This is a genomic window from Salipiger sp. D13, assembly GCF_003703915.1.
In the GTDB taxonomy this organism is placed as follows: domain Bacteria; phylum Pseudomonadota; class Alphaproteobacteria; order Rhodobacterales; family Rhodobacteraceae; genus Salipiger; species Salipiger profundus.
In genome coordinates, this window is the sequence record NZ_RAPJ01000011.1 from 225,998 (window position 1) to 251,752 (window position 25,755).

Here is a 25,755-nt window from a genome sequence, read left to right on the forward strand (position 1 = left end):
GGAGGATTCCACGATGAAGATTGCAGTAGCAGGTGACAGCGCGGGCGAACCGCTGGTGAAGGTCCTGGCCGAGTATCTCGCCCAGAACCCCGACTACGAGGTGTCGGACGTGTCGCTGTCGGCAGACGGCCCCGATGCGTTCTACGCCAACATGTCCGACCGCGTTGCCTCGGCCGTGATGGACGGCACCTACGACAAGGCGATCCTGTGCTGCGGCACCGGCATCGGCGTGTGCATGTCGGCGAACAAGATCCCCGGCATCCGTGCGGCGCAGACCCACGACACCTATTCCGCCGGCAAGGCCGCCACGTCCAACAACGCGCATATCATCACCATGGGTGCGCGCGTGATCGGGCCCGAACTGGCCAAGGACATCGCGGATGCCTTCCTGAGCGCGTCGTTCGATCCGAACGGCAAGTCGGCAGGCAACGTGAACGCCATCAACGAGGTCGACGCCAAGTACAACAAGGCGTAACCGGTCCGGCCCGGCGTCTTCCGGCGCCGGGCCTTCCTCCTGCCCTCTCCCGGGCGACCCATCTGCCCCCGAGGTATCCCCCACATGCTGACCCTGCCCAATGACCGCCTGTCCACGGCGGCCATCCTGCCGGCCTGCCTGCCCGAAGACGGCGTCGGCCGCATCATCGGCGCGCTTGCGCACGCCCTGCCCGCCATCGCCGCCCGGCTTGCCGCCGGCAAGCTGCCGGGGGACCCCGCCGCGCTCGTGGGCAACAACGAGAGCGGCGACGCGCAGAAGGCGCTCGACGTGGGGGCGCATGACCACATCCTTGCCGAGATGCACGGCTGCGGCGTGCGGCACATGCTCTCGGAAGAAGCCGAGGCGGTCGAGACCATCGACCCGAACGGCGCCTGGGACATCGCCATCGACCCGATCGACGGCTCCGGCTCCATCGGCATCGGCGCACCGCTGGGCATGCTCTTCGTGATCTACCCCACGGGCCCCGCCGATTTCGCCCGCAAGGGCTCCGAGGCGGTGGCGGCAGGCTACGCCTCCTTCGGCCATTCGCTGGATTTCGGCTACACCACCGGCGAGGGCGTGCAGATCGCCACCTTCGACGGGCAGGATTTCCGCATGGCCGCCCGCGACGTGACGCTGAAGCCCACCACCTCGAGCATCGCCTACAACGCCTCGAACGAGCGCCACTGGTCGCCCGGCCTGCAGGCCTGGGCGCGCGACCTGCGCGCCGGCAAGGACGGCCCGCGCGGACGCGACTTCAACATGCGCTGGCTCGCCGCCGCCGTGGGCGAGCTGCACCGCATCCTGCTCAAGGGCGGCGCCTTCCTCTACCCCGCCGACCGGCGCCCCGGCTACGAGGGTGGCCGGCTGCGGCTCGCCTACGAGGCGGTGCCGATCGCCCTGCTCATCGAAGCCGCCGGCGGCCGCGCCACCGACGGCACCCGCCGCATCCTCGATCTTGTCCCCGCCACCCCGCACGAGAACGTCGCGCTGGTTTTCGGCGCCACGGACGAGGTGGACACCATCGCCCGCTACATCGCGCAGGAGACCTGACCCCAATGGCCCGCATCACCCTTCGCCAGCTTCTCGACCATGCCGCCGAGCATGGCTACGCCGTGCCCGCCTTCAACATCTCGAACATGGAGATGGGGCTTGCCATCATGTCCGCCGCCCGCGAGGCCAACGCTCCGGTGATCCTCGCCGCGTCGCGCGGGGCCCGCAGCTACGCCGGTGACAAGCTGCTCGCGCGGCTCATCGACGGGTTGGTCGAGACCTTCCCCGAGGTCCCGGTCTGCATGCATCTCGACCACGGCAACGATCTGGCCACTTGCGCCACGGCGATCCAGCACGGCTTTACCAGCGTGATGATGGACGGCTCCCTGCTGGCTGACGGCAAGACGCCCGCCGACTACGCCTACAACATGGACATCACCCGGCGCGTGACCGAGATGGCCCACGCCTGCGGCGTCTCGGTCGAGGGCGAACTCGGCGTGCTGGGCTCGCTGGAAACCGGCATGGGCGACCAGGAGGACGGCCACGGCGCGACCGAGAAGCTCTCGGAAGAGCAGCTTCTGACCGATCCGGCCGAGGCCGAGCAGTTCGTGAAGGACACCGGCGTCGATGCGCTGGCCGTCGCGATGGGCACCAGCCACGGCGCCTACAAGTTCACCCGGCAGCCCGATGGCGACATCCTCGCCATGAGCGTGATCGAGGAGATCAACCGTCGCCTGCCCGACACGCACCTCGTGATGCACGGGTCGAGCTCGGTGCCCGAGGACCTGCAGCAGATCATCAACAGCTACGGCGGCGACATCCGCCCGACCTGGGGTGTTCCGGTGGAAGAGATCCAGCGCGGCATCCGCTCGGGCGTGCGCAAGGTGAACATCGACACCGACAACCGCATGGCGATGACCGCCGGCGTCCGCCGGGTGCTCTCGGAAACGCCCGACGAGTTCGACCCGCGCAAGTATCTGAAAGAGGGCAAGGCGCTGATGCAGGAGCTCTGCAAGGCCCGCTTCGAGGCCTTCGGCACCGCCGGTCATGCCTCGGGGATCACGCCGCTGCCGCTCGAGGCGATGGCCGGGCGCTACTGACCCCCGCTGCGACCGCAATCGAAAGGCGCGTCCCACCCGGGCGCGCCTTTTTCTCAGCCACGGCTCTGCGCGTATTCCGCCATCAGCTCGCCGAAACGCTCCATCGGCGGAAACGCCTCGAAACTGTGCGCGGCCCCGGTCTGCGCCCACGGCAGTTTCGTCTTCGTGCAGGTCTCGATGAAGGGCGCGAACCACGAGAGGTCGTCGAACATCGTCGGCCGGACATTCACCATCCCGTGTTCAGGCACACGCGTGAAGATCCACGTCAGGCACTCGGGGCAGAAGTTGTGCTGCAGGTCCGGGTCGCGAAGGCCGCCGAGCACAGGCGCCCCTTCCAGGACCTCGAACCCGTCGGCCTGAACCATCGCGGTCAGCGAAAACGCACTCGACGCCATGCGCTGGCACCCGGTGCAGTGGCAGGCCGCCGTCATCATCGGCGCCGTCGTGATCCGGAACCGGGTGGAGCCGCAGCGGCATGTGCCGTCGAGCGGAAATGCGATCTTGTCCATGTTCTCTGGTCTCCCCGCGCCCCGTCTCGGGTCGCCGGCAGCCTGCCCCGGCCCGGGCCCTTCCTCAATCCGTTTTACGCCTGCCCCAACACAAAAAAGGGGGCCCTAAGGCCCCCTTTTCCCCGTCACGCGAGGGAGGAGAGATCAGGAGGATTGATCCAGCGTGAACGGGCCGGTGTAGTTGTCGACGTTGCTTTCGTCGATCAGCAGGCAGTCGAAGAGCTGCTTTTCTTCGGCAACCTTGAGTTCACCGGTGTTGATGAAGTGGTCGGCCTGGCGGACGGCCTCTTCCGCGAAGATCGCGACCGGCTGCAGCACGGTGTAGGTCAGTTCACCGGCCTTGACCGCGTCCACGGCGTCGGGCGAGCCGTCGAAGCCGCCGACGATCATGCCGTCAAGCTTGCCGGCTTCCTTCAGCGCGGCGATCGCGCCAAGGGCCATCTCGTCGTTGCCCGAGATCACGCCCGAGATGTCGGGGTTGGCCTGCAGCATCGACTGCATCTTCGAGTAACCCTGGGTGCGGTCCCAGTTGGCGACTTCCTGCGCCTTCTTCTCGAGGTCGGGATACTGGGTCAGCACCGTCTCGAAGCCGTTCGAGCGGGTCTGCGCGTTGTTGTCCGACGGTGCACCGAAGAGCTCGACGTAGGAGCCTTCACCACCGATGGCCTCGACCCATGCCATTGCGCCGAGCGCGGCACCCTGGGCGTTGTTCGAGACGAGCTGCGCCTTGGCGAGACCCGACTGGTTGATCTCGGCGTTGACGATGAAGACCGGGATGCCCGCGTCGACGGCCTTCTTGACCGCGCCCACCGAACCGTCGGCGTTCGCCGGGTCGAGGATGATCGCCTTGGCCTGGTTGGTGATGGCGGTGTCGACGAGGTTGCTCTCGGTGTTGGTGTCGCCCTTGTGCGCCGCGACGTTGGCGTCGTAGCCCAGCTCTTCCGCGGTGGCCTTGGCGACTTCGCCCTCGGTGAACCAGTAGGGGTTCGACGGGTCGTTGACGATGATCGAGATGAGGCCGTCGGCCATCGCGGCCTGCGCCATGAGCGGCAGGGCGGCGACGGATGCGAGGATCAGGCGGCGAGTGAGTTTCATGGTGGGGTTCCTCCCGTTGGGTTTGAAATCTGCCGGACCATCCGGCGGGGTGTTCGGGCGCGGGGCCTCCCTGCCCCGCGTCCTCGAATTCTCAGCGACCGGAGCGGCCGTATTGCAGGCTGTTGAGCAGCACGGCGAGCACGATCACGGCGCCGGTGAAGACCGTCTGCCAGTAGGCCGAGACGCCGATGATCACGAGACCGTCGCTCAGGAAGCCGATGACGAAGGCGCCGAGCATGGTGCCGCGCACGTTGCCGCGTCCGCCGGTCAGGGCCGCACCGCCGATCACCACCGCCGCGATGGCGGTCAGTTCGTAGGTGGTGCCCGCGGTCGGGCCGGCCGAGGTCAGCTGCGAGCTGAGCACGAGCCCCGCGATGGCGGCGCAGATGCCGGACAGCACGTAGACCGAGACCTTGACGCTGCGGGTCGGCACGCCCGACAGCTCGGCGGCGCGTTCGTTGCCGCCCGAGGCGTAGAGCCAGCGACCGAAGGCGGTGCGGGCCAGCACGAGCCCGACGGTCAGCGCCACCAGCGCCAGCACGATCACCCCGATCGGCACGCCGGCGATGCGGTTGAAGCCGAGCCAGTCGAAGCCGGTGTTGCCCAGCGCCTCGGAGCCGCCGAGGTTGTTGTAGGTCAGACCGTTGGTCATCAGCAGCGCGACACCACGGGCCACGTAGAGCATGCCCAGGGTGGCGACGAAGGCCGGCACCTTGAAGAAGGCGATGAGCACACCGTTGATCGCGCCCACGAAGGCCCCGAGGCAGATGGTCAGCACGACCACGGCCCAGACCGGCGGGTAGAGGATGACGCCGGCGGCCGGGATCTCGACCCCCTGCATCAGGTAGCCGGCGATGACGCCGGACAGGCCCAGCGTCGAGCCCACCGACAAGTCGATGCCGCCGTTCAGGATCACCAGCAGCATGCCGATGGCCAGCAGGCCGAAGATCGCCACGTGGCTCGACATGATGAGGAAGTTGCCGACGCTGAAGTAGACCGGCGACAGGATGGAAAAGACGATGATGATCGCCACGAGCGCGAAGAAGGCGCGGCCTTCGAGAAGGATCTTGCCGATATTCATGTTCATGCCACCGCCTGCGGGTTTCGTTGTGGATGTATCCGCCATGACGGCCTCCCTTAATGCACGGCTTCGCCAGAGGCGGCCATGATCTGTTCCTTGGTTGCGGTATGGTCGAATTCGGCCGAGATCCTGCCCCGGCGCATCACGATGATCCGGTGCGCCACGCTCAGGCATTCGCCGACTTCCGAGGTCGAGTAGAGCACCGCCAGCCCGCGATCCTTCGCGGTATGCGCGAGCAGCTTGAAGACCTCGGCCTTGGCGCCGATGTCGATGCCGCGCGACGGCTCGTCGAGCAGGATGACCTCGGGCTTCGTGGCCAGCATCTTGCCGATGACGACCTTCTGCTGGTTGCCGCCCGACAGCGAGCCGATCATCGCGGCCCCGCCGTCGGTCTTGACGGTGACCTCGCGGATCGAGTCCTCGACCACCTTGCGCTCGTCCTTGCGGCTGGTGAACAGGCCCCGGGTGAAGGCGCCGATCGACGCCAGCGACAGGTTCTGCCCGACCGACATCGTCTGCACCAGCCCGTCGCGCTGGCGGTCCTCGGGGACCAGCACCAGCCCCGCGGCGATGCGCTCGGAGATCGACAGGTGCGAGATGTCGTGCCCCTGCAGCTTCACCGCGCCGCTTTCCGCCTTGAGACGTCCGGCGGCGCATTCCATCATCTCGGTGCGCCCGGCCCCCATCAGGCCGTAGACGCAGACGATCTCGCCCGCCTTGACCTGGAGATCCATGCCGTCGACGACGTATCCGTGACCGGACGGGTCAGGCACCTTGAGCCCCTCGATCGACAGCGCCGGGGCGCCCATGTCACTTGCCGGCGGCTGACCGAGGTCGAAGTTCTCGCCCACCATGTTGCGCACGATCCACTCGAGGTCGATCTCGGCGCGCGGCGCGTAGGCGGTCATCTCTCCGTCCCGCAGCACGACCGCGTGGTCGGTGATCTCGAGCGCTTCCTCGAGGTGGTGCGAGATGTAGACGATGCTCACGCCCTTGGCGGTCAGGTCGTTGATGACCTTGAACAGCACCTCGACCTCCGAGGCGGACAGCGCCGAGGTCGGCTCGTCCATGATGAGAATGCGGCTCTTGGCCTGCAGCGCGCGGGCGATCTCGACGATCTGCTGCTGGCCGAGGCGCAGCTCCTCGAGCGGGGTCAGCGGGTCGATGTCCTCTTCGAGCTCGGCCATCAGCTCGCGGGTGACGCGCTCTTCCTCGGCGAAATCGACGCCGCGTGCGGAGCGGATCTCGCGCCCCATGAAGATGTTGTCGCGCACGTTCAGGTTCGGCGCCAGCGCCAGCTCCTGGTGGATGATCGAGATGCCCGAGGCCAGCGCGGCGTTGGCGCTGTGGAAGGTCACCGGCGTGCCGTCGAGAATGATCTCTCCGGTGGTCGGCGTGACGATCCCCGCAAGGATCTTCATCAGCGTCGACTTGCCGGCACCGTTCTCGCCGAAGAGCGTGGTGACCTGGCCGCGGTGGATGTCGAAGTTCACGCCCTTGAGCGCCTTGACCGCACCGTAGTGCTTGGCGACGTGGCGGGCCGACATCACGACCTCGCCGGTCGCGGGGCCCTCGGGACGGATGGACTGATGCGCGGTCATTGCACCGACACCTCGACCGGCGTCACCAGCCACATCTTCGGGTTGATGAGCTTGAAGGCGCCCGTGACCGAGATCGTCTTGCCGGTCAGGTCGGAATTGTCGATGCCCTCGAGCACCTCGGCCTTCATGGCGCGGTTGATGCCGGCACCGGCGTCCTGGTACTCGATCTGGTTCTTGAACTGGCCGAAGGCGATGTCGCCGGGCGCGTCGCGCAGGTCGGTGCCGTTGATGGCGGGGCCGGTCTGGACGCGGATGCGGACCTCCTCGGCGCCGTCGACCGCGACGTCGTAGATGCCGCCCTTGCCCTCTCCGACGGTGCCGGTGAACGAAACCGGGATGGTCGGCATCGCGCCGCCCGAGCCGTATTTCTCGGCGGCGGCGCTCTTGTCGGCGGCCAGTTCCGAGGCGAGCGTCGCGGCGTCGACCGCGTTCTCGGTTATGTAGTCGCGGATGCGGGGGAATTCCTCGGCACCATAGGCGTCGGGCGCGAAGCCGGCGACCCGGGTGTCCTGCTCGGACCCGACGGTGACGACGGTGGTGTCGAGGGCGATCGCCGCAACGACGCAGATCGCCAGCGCGCCGATGATCATGCCTCGGCGCCCCACGCGCGGCTTCATGGTGAAATCGGTGGCACTCATGCCTCTCGCTCCTCCCTCTGGCCACGCTGCGCGGCCGGTTTCTCATGTCGCTTGGATGAACCTCGGCCCGGGCATCGCGTGATGCCCCTGACCCCGATACTCCGCTGGCCTTACCGCATCGGGACACGGGACGAAAACGCCCCGCCCGACGGCGGCAACTGCTTCGGAGATCGCGCCGGCCCGCGGCGTCCGCAGGCCTTCATCCTCCCGTTTCCCGGAACGGCTCCGACTCCCGCCGGATCGTCCGCTACGAACCCAACCCCTTGAAGATGCCGCCATTTCCTCCGCCGGCGTCTTCGGGCTGCTTGGTCCGTTTCCAGCACCATAACTGAAATTTTTTTCAATGGAAGTAAAAAAATGCACTCGACAAAACGGGCCGCTTCCATATGCTCATCGTCACCGGAAGGCCCTTGGCCCGCCGGTTTCATGCCCGGCGGCTGGAGGAGCCGCAGGCCGGAAGACAGGGAGGAGACGCATGGTCACAGCGCCTTGCGCATCAGGCCATACGCCCCTCGAAAGGGCGCATCATGTCTGAACGCGACATCATCATCGGAATCGACGCGGGCACCTCGGTCATCAAGGCGGTCGCCTTCACCCTGACCGGCACGCAGCTTGGCGCGTCGGCGGTTCCGAACCGTTACACGACCGCCCCCGACGGCGCCGCCACGCAGGACATGGACCGCACCTGGGCCGACTGCGCAGAGGCGCTGCGCGGACTCGGCGACAGCATCGACCATCTCGCGGACCGCACCGCCGCCCTTGCCGTGACGGCGCAGGGCGACGGCACCTGGCTCGTGGGCGCCGACAACCGGCCCGTGGACGACGCCTGGCTCTGGCTCGACGCCCGCGCCGCGCGCACCACGCAGGCACTGGCGCAGGCCCCCGGCAACGCCGCGCGCTTCCATGCCACCGGCACCGCGCTCAACACCTGCCAGCAGGGCGCGCAGATGGCCCACATGGACCGCCACTGCCCGGCGCTGCTCGATCGCGCCGAGGTGGCGCTGCACTGCAAGGACTGGCTCTACCTGAACCTCACCGGCGTCCGCGCGACGGACCCGTCAGAGGCAAGCTTCACCTTCGGCGACTTCCGCACCCGCCAGTATTCCGACACCGCCATCGAGGCGCTCGGCCTGCGCCATCGCGCGCAGCTCCTGCCACAGATCGTCGACGGCAGCCGCGACACCCACCCGCTGAGCGAGGCCGCGGCCCGGGTCACCGGCCTGCGCGCCGGAACGCCGGTCAGCCTCGGCTACGTCGACATGGTGATGACCGCGCTCGGCGCGGGCGTCCACACCGGCACCCCGGGTGCGGCCTGCTCGACCATCGGTTCGACCGGCGTGCACATGCGCGCGGTGCGCGACGACGCGGTGCAGCTGCAGGGCGATTCCGGCTACGTCATCTGCCTGCCCGCCGAGCGCATGGTGACGCAGGTGCAGACCAACATGGCGGCGACGCTGAATCTCGACTGGGCGCTGCGCATGGCCGCCGACCTGATGAGCGAGACCGGCCACCCGCACGAATACGCCAACCTCGTGGCCCATATCGACGGCTGGATGGAGCGGTCGCAGCCGGGCACGCTGCTCTACCAACCCTACGTTTCCGAGGCCGGCGAGCGCGGCCCCATGGTCAACCCGAACGCCCGCGCGGGTTTCATTGGCCTGGCGGCGCATCACCGGTTCCCGGACATGATCCGCGCGGTGATCGAGGGGCTGGGGATGGCCGCCCGCGACTGCTACGGCGCGATGGGCACCCTGCCCTCGGAGCTTCGCCTGACCGGCGGCGCCGCGCGCAGCACCGCGCTGCGAGCGATCCTCGCTGCCAGCGTCGAGGCGCCGGTGCGCGTCTCGGCCCGCGAAGAAGCCGGCGCCGCCGGCTGCGCGATGATGGCCGCCGTGGCGATCGGCGCCTACCCCGACATGGAGGCCTGCGTGGCCGAGTGGGTGACCCCGCTTCTCGGCCAAGCCGAGGCCCCCGACCCCGAGCTGAGCCGCATCTACGGCTCGCTCTACCCTGCCTATGCCCAGGCCCGCGAGGCGCTGGAACCCGTCTGGGACCGGCTCGCGGAGCATCGCGCCGCAAGCGGCCCGACCGCGGCAGCGGCAGACCAACCGGAAATCGCGCCCGGAGCAGAGCTCGAACGGGCGGCGCAAGGAGGATCCTGAGATGACCACGCAAGAGGTGGACCTGTTCGTCATCGGCGGCGGCATCAACGGCGCGGGCATCGCGCGCGACGCCGCCGGCCGTGGCCTGAAAGTGGCGCTCTGCGAGAAGGACGACCTTGCCGAGGGCACGTCGTCGCGCTCGGGCAAGCTGGTCCATGGCGGCCTGCGCTACCTTGAATACTACGAGTTCCGGCTGGTGCGCGAGGCGCTGATCGAGCGCGAGGTGCTGATGAACGCCGCGCCGCACATCATCTGGCCGCTGCGCTTCGTGCTGCCGCATTCGCCGCAGGACCGGCCGGCGTGGCTGGTGCGGCTGGGGCTGTTCCTCTACGACCACCTCGGTGGCCGGAAGAAGCTGCCCGGCACCCGCACGCTCGATCTCAAGCGCGACCCCGAGGGCGCGCCGATCCTCGACAAGTATACCCGCGGCTTCGAATACTCCGACTGCTGGGTCGACGACGCCCGGCTCGTGATCCTCAACGCGATGGACGCGGCGCAGCGCGGCGCCGTCGTGCTGACCCGCGCGCCCGCCGTCTCGGCCCGCCGCGAGGACGGCAAGTGGCGCGTCGTCACGCAGAACACGATCACCGGCGAAACCCGCGAATTCCTCGCGAAATGCCTCGTGAACGCCGCCGGCCCCTGGGTAACCGACGTTCTCACCCGTGTCGCCGGCGCCAACTCGTCGCGCAACGTGCGCCTCGTGAAGGGCAGCCACATCATCGTTCCGAAATTCTGGGAGGGGCCGCACAGCTACCTCGTGCAGAATCACGACAAGCGGGTGATCTTCATCAACGCCTACGAGGGCGACAAGGCGCTGATCGGCACCACCGACATCGCCCATGACGGCCGCGCCGAGGACGTCAAGATCGACGACACCGAGATCGACTACCTGCTCGACTGCGTGAACCGCTACTTCAAGGAAAAGCTGCGCCGCGAGGACATCCTCGAGACCTTCTCGGGCGTCCGGCCGCTGTTCGACGACGGCCAGGGCAACCCCTCGGCGGTGACGCGCGACTACGTCTTCGACCTCGACGAGACCGGCGGCGCGCCGCTGCTCAACGTCTTCGGCGGCAAGATCACCACCTTCCGCGAGCTCGCGGAGCGTGGCCTGCAGAAGATCCGTCACGTGTTCCCGCAGATGGGCGGGGACTGGACCGAAACCGCGCCGCTGCCCGGTGGCGACATGCCCGGCGCCGACTACGACAGCTTCCGCGAGACGCTCAAGGCGGAATACCCGTGGATGCCGCGCGAGCTGCGCGAATACTACGGCCGCCGCTACGGCACGCTGACCCGCAAGATCGTCGGCCGGGCATCCTCGCTCGAAGGGCTGGGCCGTCACTTCGGCGCGCATCTCTACGAGGCCGAGGTCACATGGCTGGTGATGAACGAATGGGCGATGACCGCCGAGGACATCATCTGGCGCCGCACCAAGAACCGCATCGACATGACCGACGCCGAGATCGCCGCCTTCACCGAGTGGTTCGACACCCACAAGGCCGAGGCCGCCTGATGGGACTGACGCTTTCGCTCAACACCAACCCGCTGGTGAACCGCTTCGCCGATCCCGACGACCTGATCGACACGGTGGCCCGCGATCTGAAGATCCGCGACCTGCAGCTCACGCATGAGTTCATCAACCCGTCGTGGCCAGCTCCGGTGATCCGGCGGCTGACCCGGCAAATGGGCGCGGCGCTGGGGCGGACCGGCGTGCGCGTGACCTCGGGCATGACCGGGCCCTACGGCCGGCTCAACCACTTCGGCCACCCCGACCGTGACGTGCGGCGCCACTACGTCGACTGGTTCAAGACCTTCGCCGACATCACCGCCGACCTCGGCGGCACCTCGGTGGGCACACAGTTCGCGATCCTCGCCTTTCGCGAGCAGGACGACCCGGCCAAGCGCGCCGAGATGATCGACATCGCCATCGACTGCTGGGCCGAGGTCGCCGAGCACGGCAAGGCCGCAGGGCTCGATTACGTCTTCTGGGAGCCGATGAGCGTCGCCCGCGAATTCGGCGAGACCATCGCCGAATGCATGGCGCTGCAGGATCGGCTGACCGCGGCGAACATGGCGATCCCGATGTGGATGATGGCCGACATCGACCACGGCGACGTGACCTCCGACAATCCCGACGACTTCGACCCCTACGCCTGGGCGCGGGCGGTGCCGAAGGTCTCGCCGATCATCCACATCAAGCAGAGCCTCATGGACAAGGGCGGCCACCGCCCCTTCACCGCCGAGTTCAATGCCCGTGGTCGCATCCAGCCCGAGCCGCTGCTCGCGGCCTTCGCCGAGGGCGGCGCCACGGACAACGAGATCTGTCTCGAGCTGTCCTTCAAGGAACGCGAGCCCAACGACCGCGAGGTGATCCCGCAGATCGCCGAAAGTGTCGCCTTCTGGGCACCGCATATCGACACCGGGGCGGCTTCGCTCAATATCTGAGGCCGGTCCCGGCGCGGGGGCTTCCCGGAGCGCGGGCCGGCCTCTATCAGGATGCATCGACACCAAGGGGGCCCGCTTCCAGGGACCGACAGGCAAAGACGGCCATGAACGACACCGATCAGAACCTCGCGATCCGGGCTGCCTGGATGCACTACGTGGGCGGGCTCACCCAGGCCAAGGTGGCCAAGCGGCTGGGGCTGCCGTCGGTCAAGGCGCACCGGCTGATTGCCCGCGCGGTGGCCGAGGGGCACGTGAAGGTCTCGATCGAGGGCGACATCGTCGAATGCGTGCAGCTCGAGGCGCAGCTCTACGAGACCTACGGCCTCAAGCTCTGCGAGGTCGCCCCCGACATCGGCGAGGTGGGCCTGCCGGTGCGGGCGCTGGCGCTGGCCGGCGCCGCCTACCTGAAGCGCCAGTTCGAGGCCGGGCAGCATTCGATCATCGGCCTCGGCCATGGCCGGACGCTGGCCGAGGTCACGCGCCAGTTGCCCCGCGTCGAGGCGCGCGGGCTGCATTTCGTCTCGCTGCTGGGCGGGCTCACCCGGAATTTCGCCGCCAACCCGCATGACGTGATGCACCGCATCGCCGAGAAGACTGGCGCGCGCGCCTACGTCATGCCGGTGCCCTTCTTCGCCAACTCGGTCGAGGACCGCGAGGTGCTGCTCGCGCAGCGCGGCGTCGACGAGGTGTTCCGCCTCGCGCAGTCGGCCACGCTGAAGGTGGTCGGCATCGGCACCGCGACCGCCGACGCGCAGCTCGTGTCCTCGGGGATGATCGAACCCTGCGAGATCGACGAGATCGCCGCCGCCGGCGCGCGCGGCGAGATGCTCGGCGACTTCTTCGACGAGACCGGGGCTGTCGTGGAAACCACGCTTTCGGCACGAACCCTCGCGGTGGGCTACGATTCCGAACGCGAAGAGGATATCGTCGCCATCGCCGGCGGCCCCGACAAGGTCGCCGCGATCCGGGCGGTGCTGCGCTCGGGCCGGGTGGCAGGGCTGATCACCGACGAGACAACCGCGCGCGCCCTGCTCGACTGACGCGGGCGAAGGGAACACAGATGAAGAGAGACGACCGCCGGCAGCGGATCCTCGATGCGCTGGTGCGCGATGGCGCCGTGCAGCTCGACGCGCTGGCCGAGACCTTCGGCGTGTCGAAGATGACCATCCACCGGGATCTCGACGACCTCGAGGCCGAGGGACTGCTGCGCAAGATCCGCGGCGGCGCGACCATCGAGCCCGGCACCCAGTTCGAAAGCGACTTCCGCTTCCGCCAGTTGCAGGGCCACGACGTGAAGCAGCGCATGGCACGCGCCGCGCTGGCGCTTGTCGAGCCCGGCATGACGGTGATCGTCAACGACGGCTCGACCGCCACCGTGCTCGGCGCGGCGCTGTCGGAGAAACGCCCGCTCACGGTCATCACCAACAACGACGCGGTGATGGACGCGCTCAAGACCGAGCCCGGCATCACCGTCATCGCGCTCGGCGGGCGCTACTCGGCGAAATACAACGCCTGGATCGGTCGCGTCACCGAAGAGGCGCTGACCGGCTTGCGTGCCGACCTTGCCTTCATCTCGACGCCCGCCGCCGGGGGCGGCTCGGTCTTTCACATGGATGACGACATCACCCGCGTGAAGCGCGGAATGATGGATTCGGCCCAGCGGTCGGTGCTGATGATCAATCACCTGCGCTTCGACCGCACCGCGCTGCACCTGCTCGCGCCGTTCTCGGAGTTCGAGGCGGTCATCACCGACGCGCCGCCCTCCGAGACGGCGCGCGCCGAGATCGAGGCCGCCGGCACCACGCTCACGGTGGCCGACTGAGCCCGCGGGCTCAGAGGTATTCGGCGAGCATGTCGAGGTCGGCCTGCGTGAGCGCGACGCCCTTCTCGAGCGCCTCCGCCCGCACCCGGTGACGACGGTCGCCCGGCAGACGCTCCTGCCCCGCCGCGCGCACGGTGTCCGACAACGCCGCGACCCGCGCGCCGAAGCCGGTGGCGCCGCCGTAGGCCGGGTCAGCCACCAGAAGGAACTGTCCGGTGAGCGGGATCTTGGCGCCGGGATGGTCGCTCCAGTCGACCTCGGTCGAGAATGCCCCGCCGGTGAAGGCAGCGGCGAGGATCTCGATGGTCATGGCGATCGAGGCCCCCTTGTAGCCCCCGAAGGGCAGTAGCGCGCCGCCGTTCAGCACCACCTCGGGATCGGTCGTCGGCTGCCCCTCGGCATCGACACCGCATCCGGGCTCGAGCGCGCGCCCCTCGCGCGCCGCGATCTGCACGTCGCCATGCGCCAGCGCGCTCGATGCCTGGTCCCAGACGTAGGGCGCCTGTCCCTCGCGCGGGCAGGCAAAGGCCATCGGGTTGGTGCCGAACACCGGCGTCTTGCCGCCCGGCGGCACGACCACGGCCATCGAGTTCACCACGCTCAGCGCCATCAGCCCTTCTTCGGCGAAGGGCTCGACGTCGGGCCAGATCGCGCTGAAATGCTGCGAGTTGCGGATCGCCAGCGCCGCGACGCCCTGCGTCCGCACCCGCTCGCGCAGGAGCGGCATCGCCTCTTCGAGCGCGACCTGCGCGAAGCCGCCATGCGCGTCGACACGGATCAGCGCGCCCTCGCCCGGGTCGATCTCGGGCAGCGCGGCCGGGCTGCCCCAGCCGCTCTGTAGCGTCGAGACATAGGCGGGAATACGGAATACCCCGTGGCTCAACGCCCCGTCGCGCTGACAGGTGGCGCAATTCGTCGCCAGCACCGAGGCCACCCGTCCGGGCAGCCCCTGCTTGACGAAAATGGCGGAGAGACGCTCCACCAGCTCGGAAAACGGCAGTCTGATCTCGGTCACGTGGCCTCCGTCTGTGCGCGCGGGGCGCGGACCCGCCCCGCGCCTGTCTCCTTCGTGCTAAGCCCGATGCCCGCGCCTGTCCACCGAAGCGAACGCCATGCTTGACCTGCGCGCCATGCCGGGCATATTCCGGAGATGCGCAAAATTTCCGGGGAGGCGTAAATTTTGCAGGATATCGGTGAAGCCCTCGCGCTGGCCCTGCGGCTCGTCCTGTCCGGCGACGCCGGTCTCTACGAGATCGTCCTGCTGTCGCTGAGGGTCAGCCTGAGCGCCACCCTGCTCGCCTGCCTCATCGGACTGCCAATCGGCGCGCTCGTGGCGATCAGCCGCTTCCGTGGCCGCTCGGCCGTGCTCATCGCGATCAACGCGCTGATGGGGCTGCCGCCGGTGGTGGTCGGGCTGCTGGTCTACATCCACTTTTCGCGCTCGGGGCCGCTCGGGTTTCTCGGGCTGCTCTACACGCCGACCGCGATGATCGTGGCGCAGACCATCCTGATCGTGCCCATCGTCGCCGCGCTGTCCCGGCAGACGCTCGAGGACCTGCACGCCGAGTATGCCGAGCAGTTCCGGTCGCTCTGCCTCGGCCCCATGCAGACCGTCGCCGCGCTGCTCTGGGACGGGCGCTACGCGCTGCTCACCGTGGGGCTCGCGGGCTTCGGCCGCGCCGTGGCCGAGGTCGGTGCCGTCATCATCGTCGGCGGCAACATCGACCACCTGACCCGCGTGATGACCACCGCCATCGCGCTCGAAACCTCCAAGGGCGACCTGCCGCTCGCGCTGGCGCTGGGGATCGTGCTGCTGGTCATCGCGCTCGGGGTGAACGCGGCGGTGCAGACGGTGCGCATGACCGCCGCGAGGATGGCCCATGTCTGACGCCACGATGGACTTCACCCCCGCCGGCGTGGCCGAGGCCACCCTGCCCCCGCTGCTGCCGCTCGCCGTGCGCGGCCTGTCGCTAAGCTTCGCGGGGGCGACGGTGCTCGACGGGCTCGACCTCGACCTGCGGCCGGGCGGTTGCACCGTGATCCTCGGCCCCAACGGCGCCGGCAAGAGCCTGCTTCTGAAACTGCTGCACGGGCTCATGGCCCCGAGCGGCGGCACGGTCTCGTGGAACGGCACAGGGGCCGCACAGGCCACCGGCCGGCAGGCGCTGGTGTTCCAGAAGCCGGTGCTGCTGCGCCGCTCGGTCGCCGCCAACCTCGATTTCGTGCTCAAGGCACGCGGCCGGCCCCGCCACCTGCGCGACGGGCTGCTCGATCACGTCGGGCTCGCGCACAAGGCGCGCCAGCCCGCACGGCTGCTCTCGGGCGGCGAGGCACAGCGGCTGGCGCTGGCCCGCGCGCTTGCCACCGATCCCGAAGTGCTGCTGCTCGACGAGCCGACGGCCAGCCTCGACCCGGCCTCGGTGCTGGTGATCGAACGCATCGTGACCGAGGCCCGCGACCGGGGCGTGCGCATCGTCTTCGTGACCCACGATCTCGGCCAGGCCAAGCGCATGGCCGACGACGTGGTGTTCCTGCATCGCGGCCGGGTGGTCGAACACGCCGCCGCCGATGCCTTCTTCTCCGGTCCGCGCGACGCGGCGGCCCGGGACTACCTTGGCGGCAGGATTGTCGTCTGAACGCGACGAGGAAAAGGGAGACCTCATGTTCATCCAGAAACTCACCGGCGCACTCGTGGCGGCCACGGCGCTTGCGGGCGCGGCCTCGGCCGAGGAGGCGATCATCGTGCAATCGACGACCTCGACCGCCAACTCCGGGCTCTACGACTACATCCTGCCGAAGTTCCAGGAGGAAACCGGCATCACCGTGAACGTGGTCGCGGTCGGCACCGGGCAGGCCATCAAGAACGCACAGAACTGCGACGGCGACGTGCTGCTCGTGCACGCCAAACCCGCCGAGGAGAAATTCGTCGAGTCGGGCTACGGCACCACGCGCACCGACCTGATGTACAACGACTTCGTCATCGTCGGCCCCGAGGGCGATCCGGCCGGCGTTTCCGGCATGTCCGATGCAGAGGCGGCGCTGACCAAGATCGCCGAGGCCGGCGCGCTCTTCGCCTCGCGCGGGGACGACTCGGGCACCAACAAGAAGGAAATCGCGCTCTGGAAGGCCGCCGGGGTGGACCCGCAGCAGGGCTCGGGCGACTGGTATCGCGAGACCGGCTCTGGCATGGGCGCGACGCTCAACGCGGGCATCGGCATGGGCGCCTACGTGATGACCGACCGCGCCACGTGGATCAGCTTCAAGAACAAGCAGGATTACACCATCGAGGTCGAGGGCGACGAGGATCTCTTCAACCAGTACGGCGTCATCCCGGTGAACCCCGAGATGTGCCCCGAGGTGAAGATCGAGGCTGCACAGACCTTTGCCGACTGGCTTCTGTCGCCCGAGGGGCAGGAGATCATCGGCAGCTACGAGGTCGACGGCCAGCAGCTGTTCTTCCCCAACGCACCGGAAAGCTGATAGGCTTCGCGGGGCGGCGCCCTTCCGTGCCGCCCCGATCCCGAGAGCCCATGACCGACACCCTGTCCCACGAATTCCTCACCGTCGGCGAGCTGGCCGAGCTGCTGCGCATCAAGGAGCGCAAGGTCTACGATCTTGCGGCCTCGGGCGAGGTGCCCTGTTCCAAGGCCACCGGCAAGCTGCTGTTCCCGGCGCGCGAGATCCGGGCGTGGGTTGCGGGGGCCCGCGTCGACAGCGCCCCCGGTCCGGCGCGGCCCGGCGTGTTCCTCGGCAGCCACGACCCGCTGCTCGACTGGGCCATCCGGCAGTCGCGCTGCGGCCTCGCCACCTATTTCGACGGCTCGCTCGACGGGCTCGACCGCTTCACCCGCGGCGAGGGCGTGGCGGCGGGCCTGCATGTCTTCGATGCCGCGAGCGGGGTCTGGAACCTCGATGCGGCGTCGCGGTCGGCAGAGGGCATGAACGCGGTGCTGATCCGGTTCGCGACCCGGGCGCGCGGGCTGGTGCTGCGCGCCGACGGCCCCGCGCCCGGGGGCATGGCGGGCCTCAAGGGGCTGCGCATCGCGCCGCGCCAGCCAGAGTCGGGCACCGCGCGGCTGTTCGACGAACTCGCGGAGGCGGCCGGGCTCGCCCCCGCCGACGTGATCCTCGCCCCGGTCGAGCGCACCGAGGACGAGGCCGTGCAGAGCGTCCGCCGCGGCGACGCCGACGTCACGCTGGGGCTTGAATCCGTGGCCCGGTCCTACGGGCTGCGCTTCGTGCCGCTGGTGCAGGAGCGCTTCGACCTGCTGGTCGACCGCAAGGCATATTTCGACCCGGCGATGCAGGATCTGCTCGCCTTCTGCCACGACCCGGCCTTTCGCCAGCGTGCCGAGAGCCTTGGCGGCTATGACCTCGCCGACTTCGGGCGGGTGGTCTGGAACGGCTGAGCCAGCGCGCTCGCCCGGGTCAGTCGGGCGCGGCGTTCGGGCTCTGGTAGACCTGTTTCGACGACATCGGCACGACATCGTTCAGCACGAAATAGGCCCCCACCCCGATGACGACGATGGCAACAAACCCCGTGAACATGGCTTTCATCTTGGTCACTCTCCCGTCGTGGCCTGCCTGAGGAAGGCGATGAGGTCGGCCCGGTCGGCCGCCCCTGCGATCACCTGCATCGGCATCTTCGACCCCGGTATGTAGTGCTCGGGGCCCTGGTCGAAAAGCGCGTCGATGGTCGTGTCGTCCCAGACGATGCCGGATCCATCGAGCGTGTCTGAATAGCTGTAGCCCGGCACCGTGCCGGCGCGGCGTCCGAAGACACCGTGCAGCGTCGGACCCGCCTTGCGCGAGGGGCCGGGCTCGAGTGCGTGGCAGATCGAGCATTTGCGCATGAACTGCCGCTCGCCGTTGGGCATCGTGTCGGCGTCACGCAGGAAGCTGCGGCGACCGTCGATGGCCGGATCGAAACTGTCGAGCATCTCGACGGGCCAAGCGTAGAGCACATCGTCGAGCCCGCCGGCATGAATCACCTGCCCGTCCGGCGAGAAGGCCAGCGCCCAGACCGGGCCTTCGCGGGTGGCTCGGAAATCGCGGGTGATCTGCCAGTCGGTCGTGTCGAGGATCATGATGTAGCCGTGGCCGTCTCCCACGGCAAGCTGATGCGTGGGCTCGTGGTAGGACATGGCAAGGATCGGGCGGCGCTCGAGCGTGAGATCGGCGATGGCCGCGCCGGTGGCGGTGTCGATCACGCGGGTGCCGCCGTCGACCGCGCCGTAGGCGATCCAGCCGGGCCCGACCACCAGCTCGTTGATCCCGAAGCCGTGCTGCACGAGCGGCACCGGCGCGGCGTCGCTGCCCAGCTCGTAGCGCAACAGCGCCCCGTTCGTTGTGCCGGCGTAAAGGGCACCGCCGTCGCGGGAAAACGCCACGGCGTTGACGCCCGAGCCCGGCGCCGGCAGCGCCCGCGCGTCGCCCTCCCCGTCGTCAAGCGGCCAGAGGCGGATCGAGCCGTCCCAGCTGCCGCTCGCGACGGTGCCGCCGTCAGGCGAAACTGCAAGCGAGGTCACCTTGCCCTCGTGCAGGCCGAGCACGCGCGGCGTCTCGCCCCAGGCGCGCACCGCGAAATCGTCTCCGCCGCTGAACAGCGTCTCCTCCGGCCCCCAGGCGACGGCGGTGACGGCGGCCGCGTGGCCCTCGAGCCAGTCCGGCGTGCCGTCCTGCCAGAGCCCGACCGAGTTGTCGAAGCTTGCCGTGGCCAGCTGCCCCGAGGGCGAGACCGCGACTCCCATGATCGGGCCGCCGTGCCCCTTCAGCGTCGAGAACTCCTGCGCCGCGCCCGGCAGGCCGGCGGCCGCGAGGACCAGCCCCGCGACCGCGCCGCGTATGTTGCGAAGGGGCGTCATTCGGCCGGCGTGGCCTGGTCCGTGTCCGTCTCGCCGCGCCGCTCGAGCTTTTCGTACCAGATCGAGTGGTGCTGGTAGGCCCAGTTCTCGTCGACCTCGCCGCTGCCCATGGCGTCGAAGGCACCCTCCATCCCGATCGTGCCGATGTAGATGTGCCCGATGATGACCGCCATCATGCCGAAGCCGACGATGGCGTGCCACAGCTGGGTGTATTGCATCTCTTCCTGCGGGGTCAGCTCTGCCGGGAAGGCATCGAGACCGAACCACCGGGCCGCGCCGATGTCGTGCAGGAACGAGAACGTCTTGCCCATGAGCGGCATGTCGAAGGGGAAGAGCAGCGACAGGCCCGACAGCGAGATCGACCCGCCGAGCAGGATCACCGACCAGAAGATGATCTTCTGACCACCGTTGAACTTCTTGGCGGGCGGGTGGCTGTCACCGACGAGGCCGCCGGCCTCCTTGAACCACTGGATGTCGGTCTTGTCCGGGATGTTGTGCCAGACCCACATCACGAAGACCATCAGCAGCCCCAGCATGAAGGCCCAGGAGATGTTGTTGTGGATGAGCTTCGAGACCTCGAGCAGCGTCGCGTTGATCTCCTTGCCCAGGAGCGGCGCGATGAACGCGCGTCCGAAGAGCGTCAGCAGGCCGGTCACCGCGAGCAGCAGGAACGAGCCCGCAAGCAGCCAGTGGGCAAAGCGCTCGATCCACTCGAAGCGGGTGACGGTGTGGCCGGTCTTGCCGCCCTGGATACGGACTCGACCACGCCAGAAGTAGAAGACGGCCAGAACGCCGATCACACCCAGCAGCAGCAGGCCGCCGTAGGTGCGCAACGGCCCGGCGCGGAAGTCGAGCCACCACATGCCGTTGTCCTGGATCAGCACGCGGCCGACCTTGTCGTAGGTGGTGACGGTGGGGTCTTCCATCTTGTCGAAACGCATCGCGCGCCACAGATCGGCATCCGACGAGCCGCCGAGCGGCCCCATGCCGAGCACGTTCTCGGCGTTGCCCGCGACGTCGCGTTGACGATAGGCATTGTCGACTTCCTGCCCGTTCTGGCGGCGCAGAATGTCCTCGAGCGTCGTGGCACCACCGGTTGCGGTGCGGTTGATGGCGAGGGCGGCATCCGTCGCCGGATCCGGCCGGGTGATCACGATGAGCGCGACGAAGAGCCCGATCAGGATGAGAAAGGCCAGCAGGTGGCGCATGGGTGTCTCCTTGGCGACCAGTCTCTCCTCCTCCGGTGGCGGAGAGATGATGTTTGATGGGGAACGCAGCCCCGAACGCCTGCGGCCCCCTCGAAAGAGGCCGCAGCGCGGGCGCTTCGCCCGCCGGGTGACAACGGCCCGGCGCGGCGCGAGCCGGTGAACGGGGGCATGCCCCGTTCACCAGGTGGGCTCAGTTGCCCTTCTGCTCGTAGGCGGTGCCCCAGCCCCAGGCGCCCGAGCCGAAGCCGCGGGCCACGACGCGCTCGCGGTAGATGCCCGACACGACGTCGCCATCGCCCGCCAGCAGGGCCTTGGTGGAGCACATTTCCGCGCAGATCGGCAGCTTGCCCTCGGCGATCCGGTTGCGCCCGTACTTCGAGAACTCAGCCTGGCTGTTGTTCTCCTCGGGGCCACCGGCGCAGAAGGTGCACTTGTCCATCTTGCCACGGGACCCGAAATTGCCCGCCTGCGGATACTGCGGCGCGCCGAAGGGGCACGCGTAGAAGCAGTAGCCGCAGCCGATGCACAGGTCCTTGGAGTGCAGGACGATGCCGTCTTCGGTCTGGTAGAAGCAGTCCACCGGACAGACCGCCATGCAGGGCGCGTCGGAACAGTGCATGCAGGCGACCGAGATCGACCGCTCGCCCGGCTCGCCGTCCTGGATCGTCACCACGCGACGGCGGTTGATCCCCCAGGGCACCTCATGCTCGTTCTTGCAGGCGGTGACGCAGGCGTTGCACTCGATGCAGCGTTCGGCATCGCAGAGAAATTTTGCTCGTGCCATGTCTGTCTCCTTACGCCGGCATGATCTTGCAGAGGGTGGCCTTGGTCTCCTGCATCTGCGTCACGGAGTCGTAGCCATAGGTCTGCGCGGTGTTGGTGGATTCGCCCAGCACGATCGGATCGGCCCCGTCCGGATACTTGGACCGGAGATCCTCGCCCTGGTAGTGACCGCCGAAGTGGAAGGGCATGAAGGCGACGCCCTCGCCCACCCGCGGGGTGACCATGGCCATGACCTTGATCTTGCCGCCCTCGGGACCTTCGACCCAGACATCCGAACCGTCCCGCACACCGAGGTTGTTGGCGTCGCGCGGGTTGATCTCGATGAACATGTCCTGCTGAAGCTCGGCCAGCCACGGGTTCGACCGCGTCTCGTCGCCGCCGCCCTCGTACTCGACCAGTCGGCCCGAGGTGAGGATGATCGGGAACTCCTTCGAGAAGTCGTTCTTCTGGATCGAGGCGTACATGGTCGGCACGCGCCAGAAGTGCTTGTCCTCGTAGGTCGGGTAGTCCTCGACCAGGTCGCGACGGTTGGTGTAGAGCGGCTCGCGGTGGATCGGCACCGGGTCCGGGAAGGTCCAGACGACCGCCCGCGCCTTGGCGTTGCCGAAGGGCGCGCAGCCATGGTCGATGGCAACCCGCTGGATGCCGCCCGAGATGTCGGTCTTCCAGTTCACGCTGCCGACCTGTCCGGCGTAATCCGACGGACGCTCCCCCTGCTGCGAGGTCTCTCCGACGGCCTGATCCCCCTGATCCGAGGACTCGGCCGGCGCCTCGTAGCCTGCCACGCGCTCGATGGTCGCGCGCTCGTCGTCGGTGAGATCGCCGTCCCATCCGAGGTCGATGAGCATCTGCATGGTGAATTCCGGGTATCCGTCCTGGATCTCGGAGCCCACCGAGTAGACGCCGTCCGCCAGCAGGTTCTCACCGTTGCGCTCCACGCCGAAGCGGGCCCGGAAGGTGAGACCACCGTCCTTCACCGGAAGCGACATGTCGTAGAGGTTGGCGGTGCCCGGGTGGTTCATCTCGGGCGTTCCCCAGCAGGGCCAGGGCATGCCGTAGAAGTCGCCGTCACAGGGGCCGCCCACCGCCCGCAGGCTGGTACGGTCGAACGTGTGCTGGTTCTCCATGTGCAGTTTCATCCGCTCGGGCGACTGGCCGGTGTAGCCGATCGTCCACATGCCGCGGTTGAACTCGCGGGTGAGGTCCTCGATCAGGGGCTCCTCGCCGTTCACCTCGATGTTGCGGAACATGCGGTCCGCGAAACCGAACTTGGTGGCGAACTTGTGCATGATGACATGGTCGGGCAGCGACTCGAAGATCGGGTCGACGATCTTCTGGCGCCACTGCAGCGACCGGTTCGACGCGGTGACCGAGCCCGAGGTCTCGAACTGCGTGGCCGCCGGCAGCAGGTAGACGCCGTCGGTGCGGTCGTGCAGCACCGCCGAGACCGTCGGATACGGGTCCACCACGACCAGCAGGTCGAGCTTCTCCATCGCCGTCTTCATCTCGGGCAGGCGTGTCTGCGAGTTCGGCGCGTGGCCCCAGAACACCATGGCCCGCGTGTTGTCGGGCTGCTCGATGTTCTCCTTGGCCTCGAGAACGCCGTCGAACCAGCGGCTCACCGGGATGCCGGTGAGGTTCATCATCGCCTTGTCCTTGCCGTCCTTGCCCTTGAGCGTGTCGAAACGCCCCTTGAGCCAGTCGAGGTCTTCTTCCCAGACGCGCGCCCAGTGGGCCCAGGAGCCCGCCGAGAGACCGTAGTAGCCCGGCAGCGTGTCGGCCAGAACCCCGAGGTCCGTGGCGCCCTGCACGTTGTCATGGCCGCGGAAGATGTTGGTGCCGCCGCCGGCCTGGCCCATGTTGCCCAGCGCGAGCTGCAGGATGCAGTAGGCGCGGGTGTTGTTGTTGCCGTTGGTGTGCTGGGTGCCGCCCATGCACCAGATCACGGTGCCCGGACGGTTGTTGGCCAGCGTCCGCGCCACGCGCTCGAGCTGGCTGCCCGGCACGCCGGTGACGCGCTCGACCTCGTCGGGCGTCCAGTTGGCGACCTCGCTGCGGATCTCGTCCATCCCCCAGACACGCGTGCGGATGAACTCGCGGTCCTCCCAGCCGTTCTCGAAGATGTGCCACAGCAGGCCCCAGACCAGCGCCACGTCCGAGCCCGGACGAAACCGCACGTATTCGTCCGCGTGTGCGGCGGTGCGGGTGAAGCGCGGATCGCAGACGATCAGCGGCGCGTTGTTCTGTTCCTTCGCACGCAGCACGTGCTGGAGCGAGACCGGGTGCGCCTCGGCGGGGTTGCCGCCGATGATGAAGATCGCACGGGACTTGTGGATGTCGTTGTAGGAGTTGGTCATGGCGCCGTAGCCCCATGTGTTCGCAACCCCGGCCACGGTGGTCGAGTGGCAGATGCGGGCCTGGTGGTCCACGTTGTTCGTGCCCCAGTAGGCGGCGAACTTGCGGAACAGGTAGGCCTGCTCGTTCGAGTGCTTCGCCGAACCCAGCCAGTAGACGCTGTCAGGGCCGCTGGTCTCGCGGATGTCGAGCATCTTGTCGCCGATCTCGTCGATCGCCTGCTCCCACGAGATACGGACCCATTCGCCGTTCTGCTTCTTCATGGGATACTTGAGGCGCCGCTCGCCGTGCGTGTGCTCGCGGACCGAGGCCCCCTTGGCGCAATGCGCACCGAGGTTGAAGGGGCTGTCCCAGCCGGGCTCCTGCCCGATCCAGACGCCGTCCGACACCTCGGCCATCACGGTGCAGCCCACCGAACAGTGGGTGCAGACGGATTTCTTGATGTCGACCTTTCCGGTCGCGGCCGTGGCGGCATTCGCCCTCGTCACGGTTCCGCCTGTTGCGGCCACCGCGGCAAGACCGCCGATGGCCAGACCCGACCCGCGCAGGAACGTGCGCCGGTCCACCGAAGCCTTGCCGGCCTCGGAAAGGATACTTGTCCGCTGGGGGCGTCGCGCTACCCCGTTGGTCTTTTTCCTCAACATGTTTCCACCTCCCGTGCTCGCTCGGCCCCCGAATGGTGCCTCGCTCGCTTGGTAAACGTATAATGGCTCGGGTCAGTCGGGCGTCACGCAACCAGTCGTCCCATGCCTGTTCGGGTGCTGCGTCCGGTTCAGAACCGGGCGGCGGCGTAGTAGGCGCGCGTGTGCGCTGTGTCCTGCATGCGATCCGAGCTGGGATCGGGTTCGGCGGCTTCCGCCTCCGTGCCGGCCGTTGCCGCGGCCACCGCCGCTGCCGGCGCGGCCGATCCCGCCAGCTTCAGGAAATCGCGGCGGCTCGAGGCCTTGTCCGCTTTCTCTGTCATCCGTTGGTACTCCTTCCAGTTGCTTGGCGGTCCCCCGCCGGTCAGGCGCGGCTTAGCCCGCGCTCATTCGGAACGCCTCGGCCTCGATCTCCATGAACACCTGGCCGAGACGGCCGACGGGTGCATAGAAGACCGAGTTCTTGGCGGCTTCCAGATCCGTGTAGAAATGCCCGGCCCAGGGGCCGATATGCCTGTTGAAGAAATCCTTCTGCTGGCCCAGCGACGCGGGCGCGCCGAAGCGGCCGACGATCATCGCGCCCATCATCTCCATGAGGCTGGCGATGTTGTCCTCTGGCTCGAAGACGGTGTCGGCCCGGGCGAGCCCGCGCGCCGTCATGTCCTGCCGCAAAAGCGCCAGCGGCTTCTCGTTGAGGAAGCCGGTCAGGTAGTAGCTCGCGTAGGGCAGCAGCTCGCCGCGCCCCAGCCCGATGAAGAGCCGGTTGTATTCGCTTTCGACCGTGGCGGGCTTGGTCAGCTTCGCGACCCGGGCCAGCGTCGAGACGGCCTGCCCGACATCGCTCGTGTCGCCGGTCAGCGCCGCCGTCTGGTCGAGCAGCCCGCGATCGGGCGGGCGGGCCAGCAGCACGCCGAGGAAATTGTAGAGGTCCGCGCGAAGGCGGTCTTCTTCGGGGATACGGGTCTCTGCGGCTGCGGTCATGGTCT

General features: G+C 68.3%; 25 protein-coding genes. 12 read left to right on the forward strand and 13 right to left on the reverse strand.

Annotation, left to right across the window (positions count from 1 at the left end):
* Positions 1–13 precede the first annotated feature (13 nt).
* The 3 genes from D6860_RS21110 (at position 14) to fba (ending at position 2,568) form a co-directional block, all read left to right on the forward strand.
* Positions 14–475 carry a D-erythrulose-4-phosphate isomerase gene (locus tag D6860_RS21110; protein WP_017468003.1) on the forward strand — a complete coding sequence of 154 codons (462 nt, stop codon included), beginning with the start codon at positions 14–16 and terminating at the stop codon, positions 473–475.
* Between the two features lie 84 nt (positions 476–559).
* The gene (locus tag D6860_RS21115) at positions 560–1,528 is read left to right on the forward strand and encodes a class 1 fructose-bisphosphatase (RefSeq protein WP_076623143.1); all 969 of its coding nucleotides are present in this window, start codon (positions 560–562) and stop codon (positions 1,526–1,528) included.
* A gap of 5 nt (positions 1,529–1,533) precedes the next feature.
* A complete protein-coding gene (fba, locus tag D6860_RS21120; RefSeq protein WP_017468708.1) occupies positions 1,534–2,568 on the forward strand; it encodes a class II fructose-bisphosphate aldolase in 1,035 nt (344 codons plus the stop codon).
* 53 nt (positions 2,569–2,621) lie between these two features.
* On the opposite strand, the gene D6860_RS21125 is transcribed toward fba, so the two are convergent.
* From D6860_RS21125 to D6860_RS21145, 5 genes are all read right to left on the reverse strand, one after another.
* Positions 2,622–3,077, reverse strand: a complete 456-nt coding sequence (locus D6860_RS21125) for a GFA family protein (RefSeq protein ID WP_017468707.1) — start codon at positions 3,075–3,077, stop codon at positions 2,622–2,624.
* Between the two features lie 144 nt (positions 3,078–3,221).
* Positions 3,222–4,172 carry a D-ribose ABC transporter substrate-binding protein gene (locus D6860_RS21130; RefSeq protein ID WP_076623142.1) on the reverse strand — a complete coding sequence of 317 codons (951 nt, stop codon included), beginning with the start codon at positions 4,170–4,172 and terminating at the stop codon, positions 3,222–3,224.
* A gap of 91 nt (positions 4,173–4,263) precedes the next feature.
* A complete protein-coding gene (locus tag D6860_RS21135; RefSeq protein ID WP_076623141.1) occupies positions 4,264–5,298 on the reverse strand; it encodes an ABC transporter permease in 1,035 nt (344 codons plus the stop codon).
* A gap of 11 nt (positions 5,299–5,309) precedes the next feature.
* Positions 5,310–6,854 (reverse strand): sugar ABC transporter ATP-binding protein, encoded by a 1,545-nt coding sequence (locus D6860_RS21140; protein ID WP_076623140.1) that lies wholly within the window; start codon positions 6,852–6,854, stop codon positions 5,310–5,312.
* Positions 6,851–7,492: a DUF2291 family protein gene (locus D6860_RS21145; protein WP_076623139.1), complete on the reverse strand. Its 642-nt coding sequence runs from the start codon at positions 7,490–7,492 to the stop codon at positions 6,851–6,853. The genes D6860_RS21140 and D6860_RS21145 overlap by 4 nt, the downstream gene beginning before the upstream one ends.
* Before the next feature lie 527 nt (positions 7,493–8,019).
* Between D6860_RS21145 and D6860_RS21150 the strand changes: the two genes are divergently transcribed.
* The 5 genes from D6860_RS21150 (at position 8,020) to D6860_RS21170 (ending at position 13,918) form a co-directional block, all read left to right on the forward strand.
* Entirely contained in the window at positions 8,020–9,654 is a 1,635-nt protein-coding gene (locus D6860_RS21150) for an FGGY-family carbohydrate kinase (RefSeq protein WP_076623138.1), read from the forward strand.
* Between the two features lies 1 nt (position 9,655).
* Positions 9,656–11,164 (forward strand): glycerol-3-phosphate dehydrogenase, encoded by a 1,509-nt coding sequence (locus D6860_RS21155; protein ID WP_076623137.1) that lies wholly within the window; start codon positions 9,656–9,658, stop codon positions 11,162–11,164.
* Complete coding sequence (locus tag D6860_RS21160; RefSeq protein WP_076623136.1) at positions 11,164–12,096, forward strand: sugar phosphate isomerase/epimerase family protein; 933 nt, start codon at positions 11,164–11,166, stop codon at positions 12,094–12,096. The genes D6860_RS21155 and D6860_RS21160 overlap by 1 nt, the downstream gene beginning before the upstream one ends.
* A 104-nt stretch (positions 12,097–12,200) precedes the next feature.
* A complete protein-coding gene (locus D6860_RS21165) occupies positions 12,201–13,136 on the forward strand; it encodes a sugar-binding transcriptional regulator (protein ID WP_076623135.1) in 936 nt (311 codons plus the stop codon).
* Between the two features lie 20 nt (positions 13,137–13,156).
* Positions 13,157–13,918, forward strand: a complete 762-nt coding sequence (locus D6860_RS21170) for a DeoR/GlpR family DNA-binding transcription regulator (RefSeq protein ID WP_076623134.1) — start codon at positions 13,157–13,159, stop codon at positions 13,916–13,918.
* Positions 13,919–13,928: 10 nt separating this feature from the next.
* On the opposite strand, the gene D6860_RS21175 is transcribed toward D6860_RS21170, so the two are convergent.
* Positions 13,929–14,933, reverse strand: coding sequence for an Ldh family oxidoreductase (locus tag D6860_RS21175; protein ID WP_076623133.1), 1,005 nt, complete (start codon positions 14,931–14,933; stop codon positions 13,929–13,931).
* A 165-nt stretch (positions 14,934–15,098) separates the two neighbouring features.
* Between D6860_RS21175 and D6860_RS21180 the strand changes: the two genes are divergently transcribed.
* From D6860_RS21180 to D6860_RS21195, 4 genes are read left to right on the forward strand one after another with little or no spacing between them, the layout of a single operon-like run.
* Positions 15,099–15,806 (forward strand): ABC transporter permease, encoded by a 708-nt coding sequence (locus tag D6860_RS21180; RefSeq protein ID WP_017469450.1) that lies wholly within the window; start codon positions 15,099–15,101, stop codon positions 15,804–15,806.
* The gene (locus D6860_RS21185) at positions 15,799–16,554 is read left to right on the forward strand and encodes an ATP-binding cassette domain-containing protein (RefSeq protein WP_076623132.1); all 756 of its coding nucleotides are present in this window, start codon (positions 15,799–15,801) and stop codon (positions 16,552–16,554) included. Before D6860_RS21180 ends, D6860_RS21185 begins: the two co-directional genes overlap by 8 nt.
* Positions 16,555–16,579: 25 nt before the next feature.
* Positions 16,580–17,398 (forward strand): ABC transporter substrate-binding protein, encoded by an 819-nt coding sequence (locus D6860_RS21190; RefSeq protein WP_076623131.1) that lies wholly within the window; start codon positions 16,580–16,582, stop codon positions 17,396–17,398.
* A gap of 50 nt (positions 17,399–17,448) precedes the next feature.
* Positions 17,449–18,327 carry a helix-turn-helix transcriptional regulator gene (locus D6860_RS21195; protein WP_076623130.1) on the forward strand — a complete coding sequence of 293 codons (879 nt, stop codon included), beginning with the start codon at positions 17,449–17,451 and terminating at the stop codon, positions 18,325–18,327.
* Between the two features lie 19 nt (positions 18,328–18,346).
* Here the strand turns inward: D6860_RS21195 and D6860_RS25380 are convergent, their stop codons facing one another.
* The 7 genes from D6860_RS25380 to D6860_RS21225 form a co-directional block, all read right to left on the reverse strand.
* Positions 18,347–18,484, reverse strand: a complete 138-nt coding sequence (locus tag D6860_RS25380; protein ID WP_164845655.1) for a hypothetical protein — start codon at positions 18,482–18,484, stop codon at positions 18,347–18,349.
* A complete protein-coding gene (locus D6860_RS21200) occupies positions 18,481–19,782 on the reverse strand; it encodes a c-type cytochrome (RefSeq protein ID WP_076623129.1) in 1,302 nt (433 codons plus the stop codon). Before D6860_RS21200 ends, D6860_RS25380 begins: the two co-directional genes overlap by 4 nt.
* Positions 19,779–20,990: a formate dehydrogenase subunit gamma gene (locus tag D6860_RS21205; RefSeq protein ID WP_076623128.1), complete on the reverse strand. Its 1,212-nt coding sequence runs from the start codon at positions 20,988–20,990 to the stop codon at positions 19,779–19,781. Before D6860_RS21205 ends, D6860_RS21200 begins: the two co-directional genes overlap by 4 nt.
* Positions 20,991–21,180: 190 nt before the next feature.
* Entirely contained in the window at positions 21,181–21,774 is a 594-nt protein-coding gene (gene fdh3B / locus D6860_RS21210) for a formate dehydrogenase FDH3 subunit beta (RefSeq protein WP_076623127.1), read from the reverse strand.
* A gap of 10 nt (positions 21,775–21,784) precedes the next feature.
* Positions 21,785–24,772 carry a formate dehydrogenase subunit alpha gene (locus tag D6860_RS21215; protein ID WP_076623126.1) on the reverse strand — a complete coding sequence of 996 codons (2,988 nt, stop codon included), beginning with the start codon at positions 24,770–24,772 and terminating at the stop codon, positions 21,785–21,787.
* Between the two features lie 128 nt (positions 24,773–24,900).
* The gene (locus D6860_RS21220) at positions 24,901–25,092 is read right to left on the reverse strand and encodes a twin-arginine translocation signal domain-containing protein (protein ID WP_017467037.1); all 192 of its coding nucleotides are present in this window, start codon (positions 25,090–25,092) and stop codon (positions 24,901–24,903) included.
* 52 nt (positions 25,093–25,144) lie between these two features.
* A complete protein-coding gene (locus D6860_RS21225) occupies positions 25,145–25,750 on the reverse strand; it encodes a TorD/DmsD family molecular chaperone (RefSeq protein ID WP_076625320.1) in 606 nt (201 codons plus the stop codon).
* Positions 25,751–25,755: the final 5 nt, after the last annotated feature.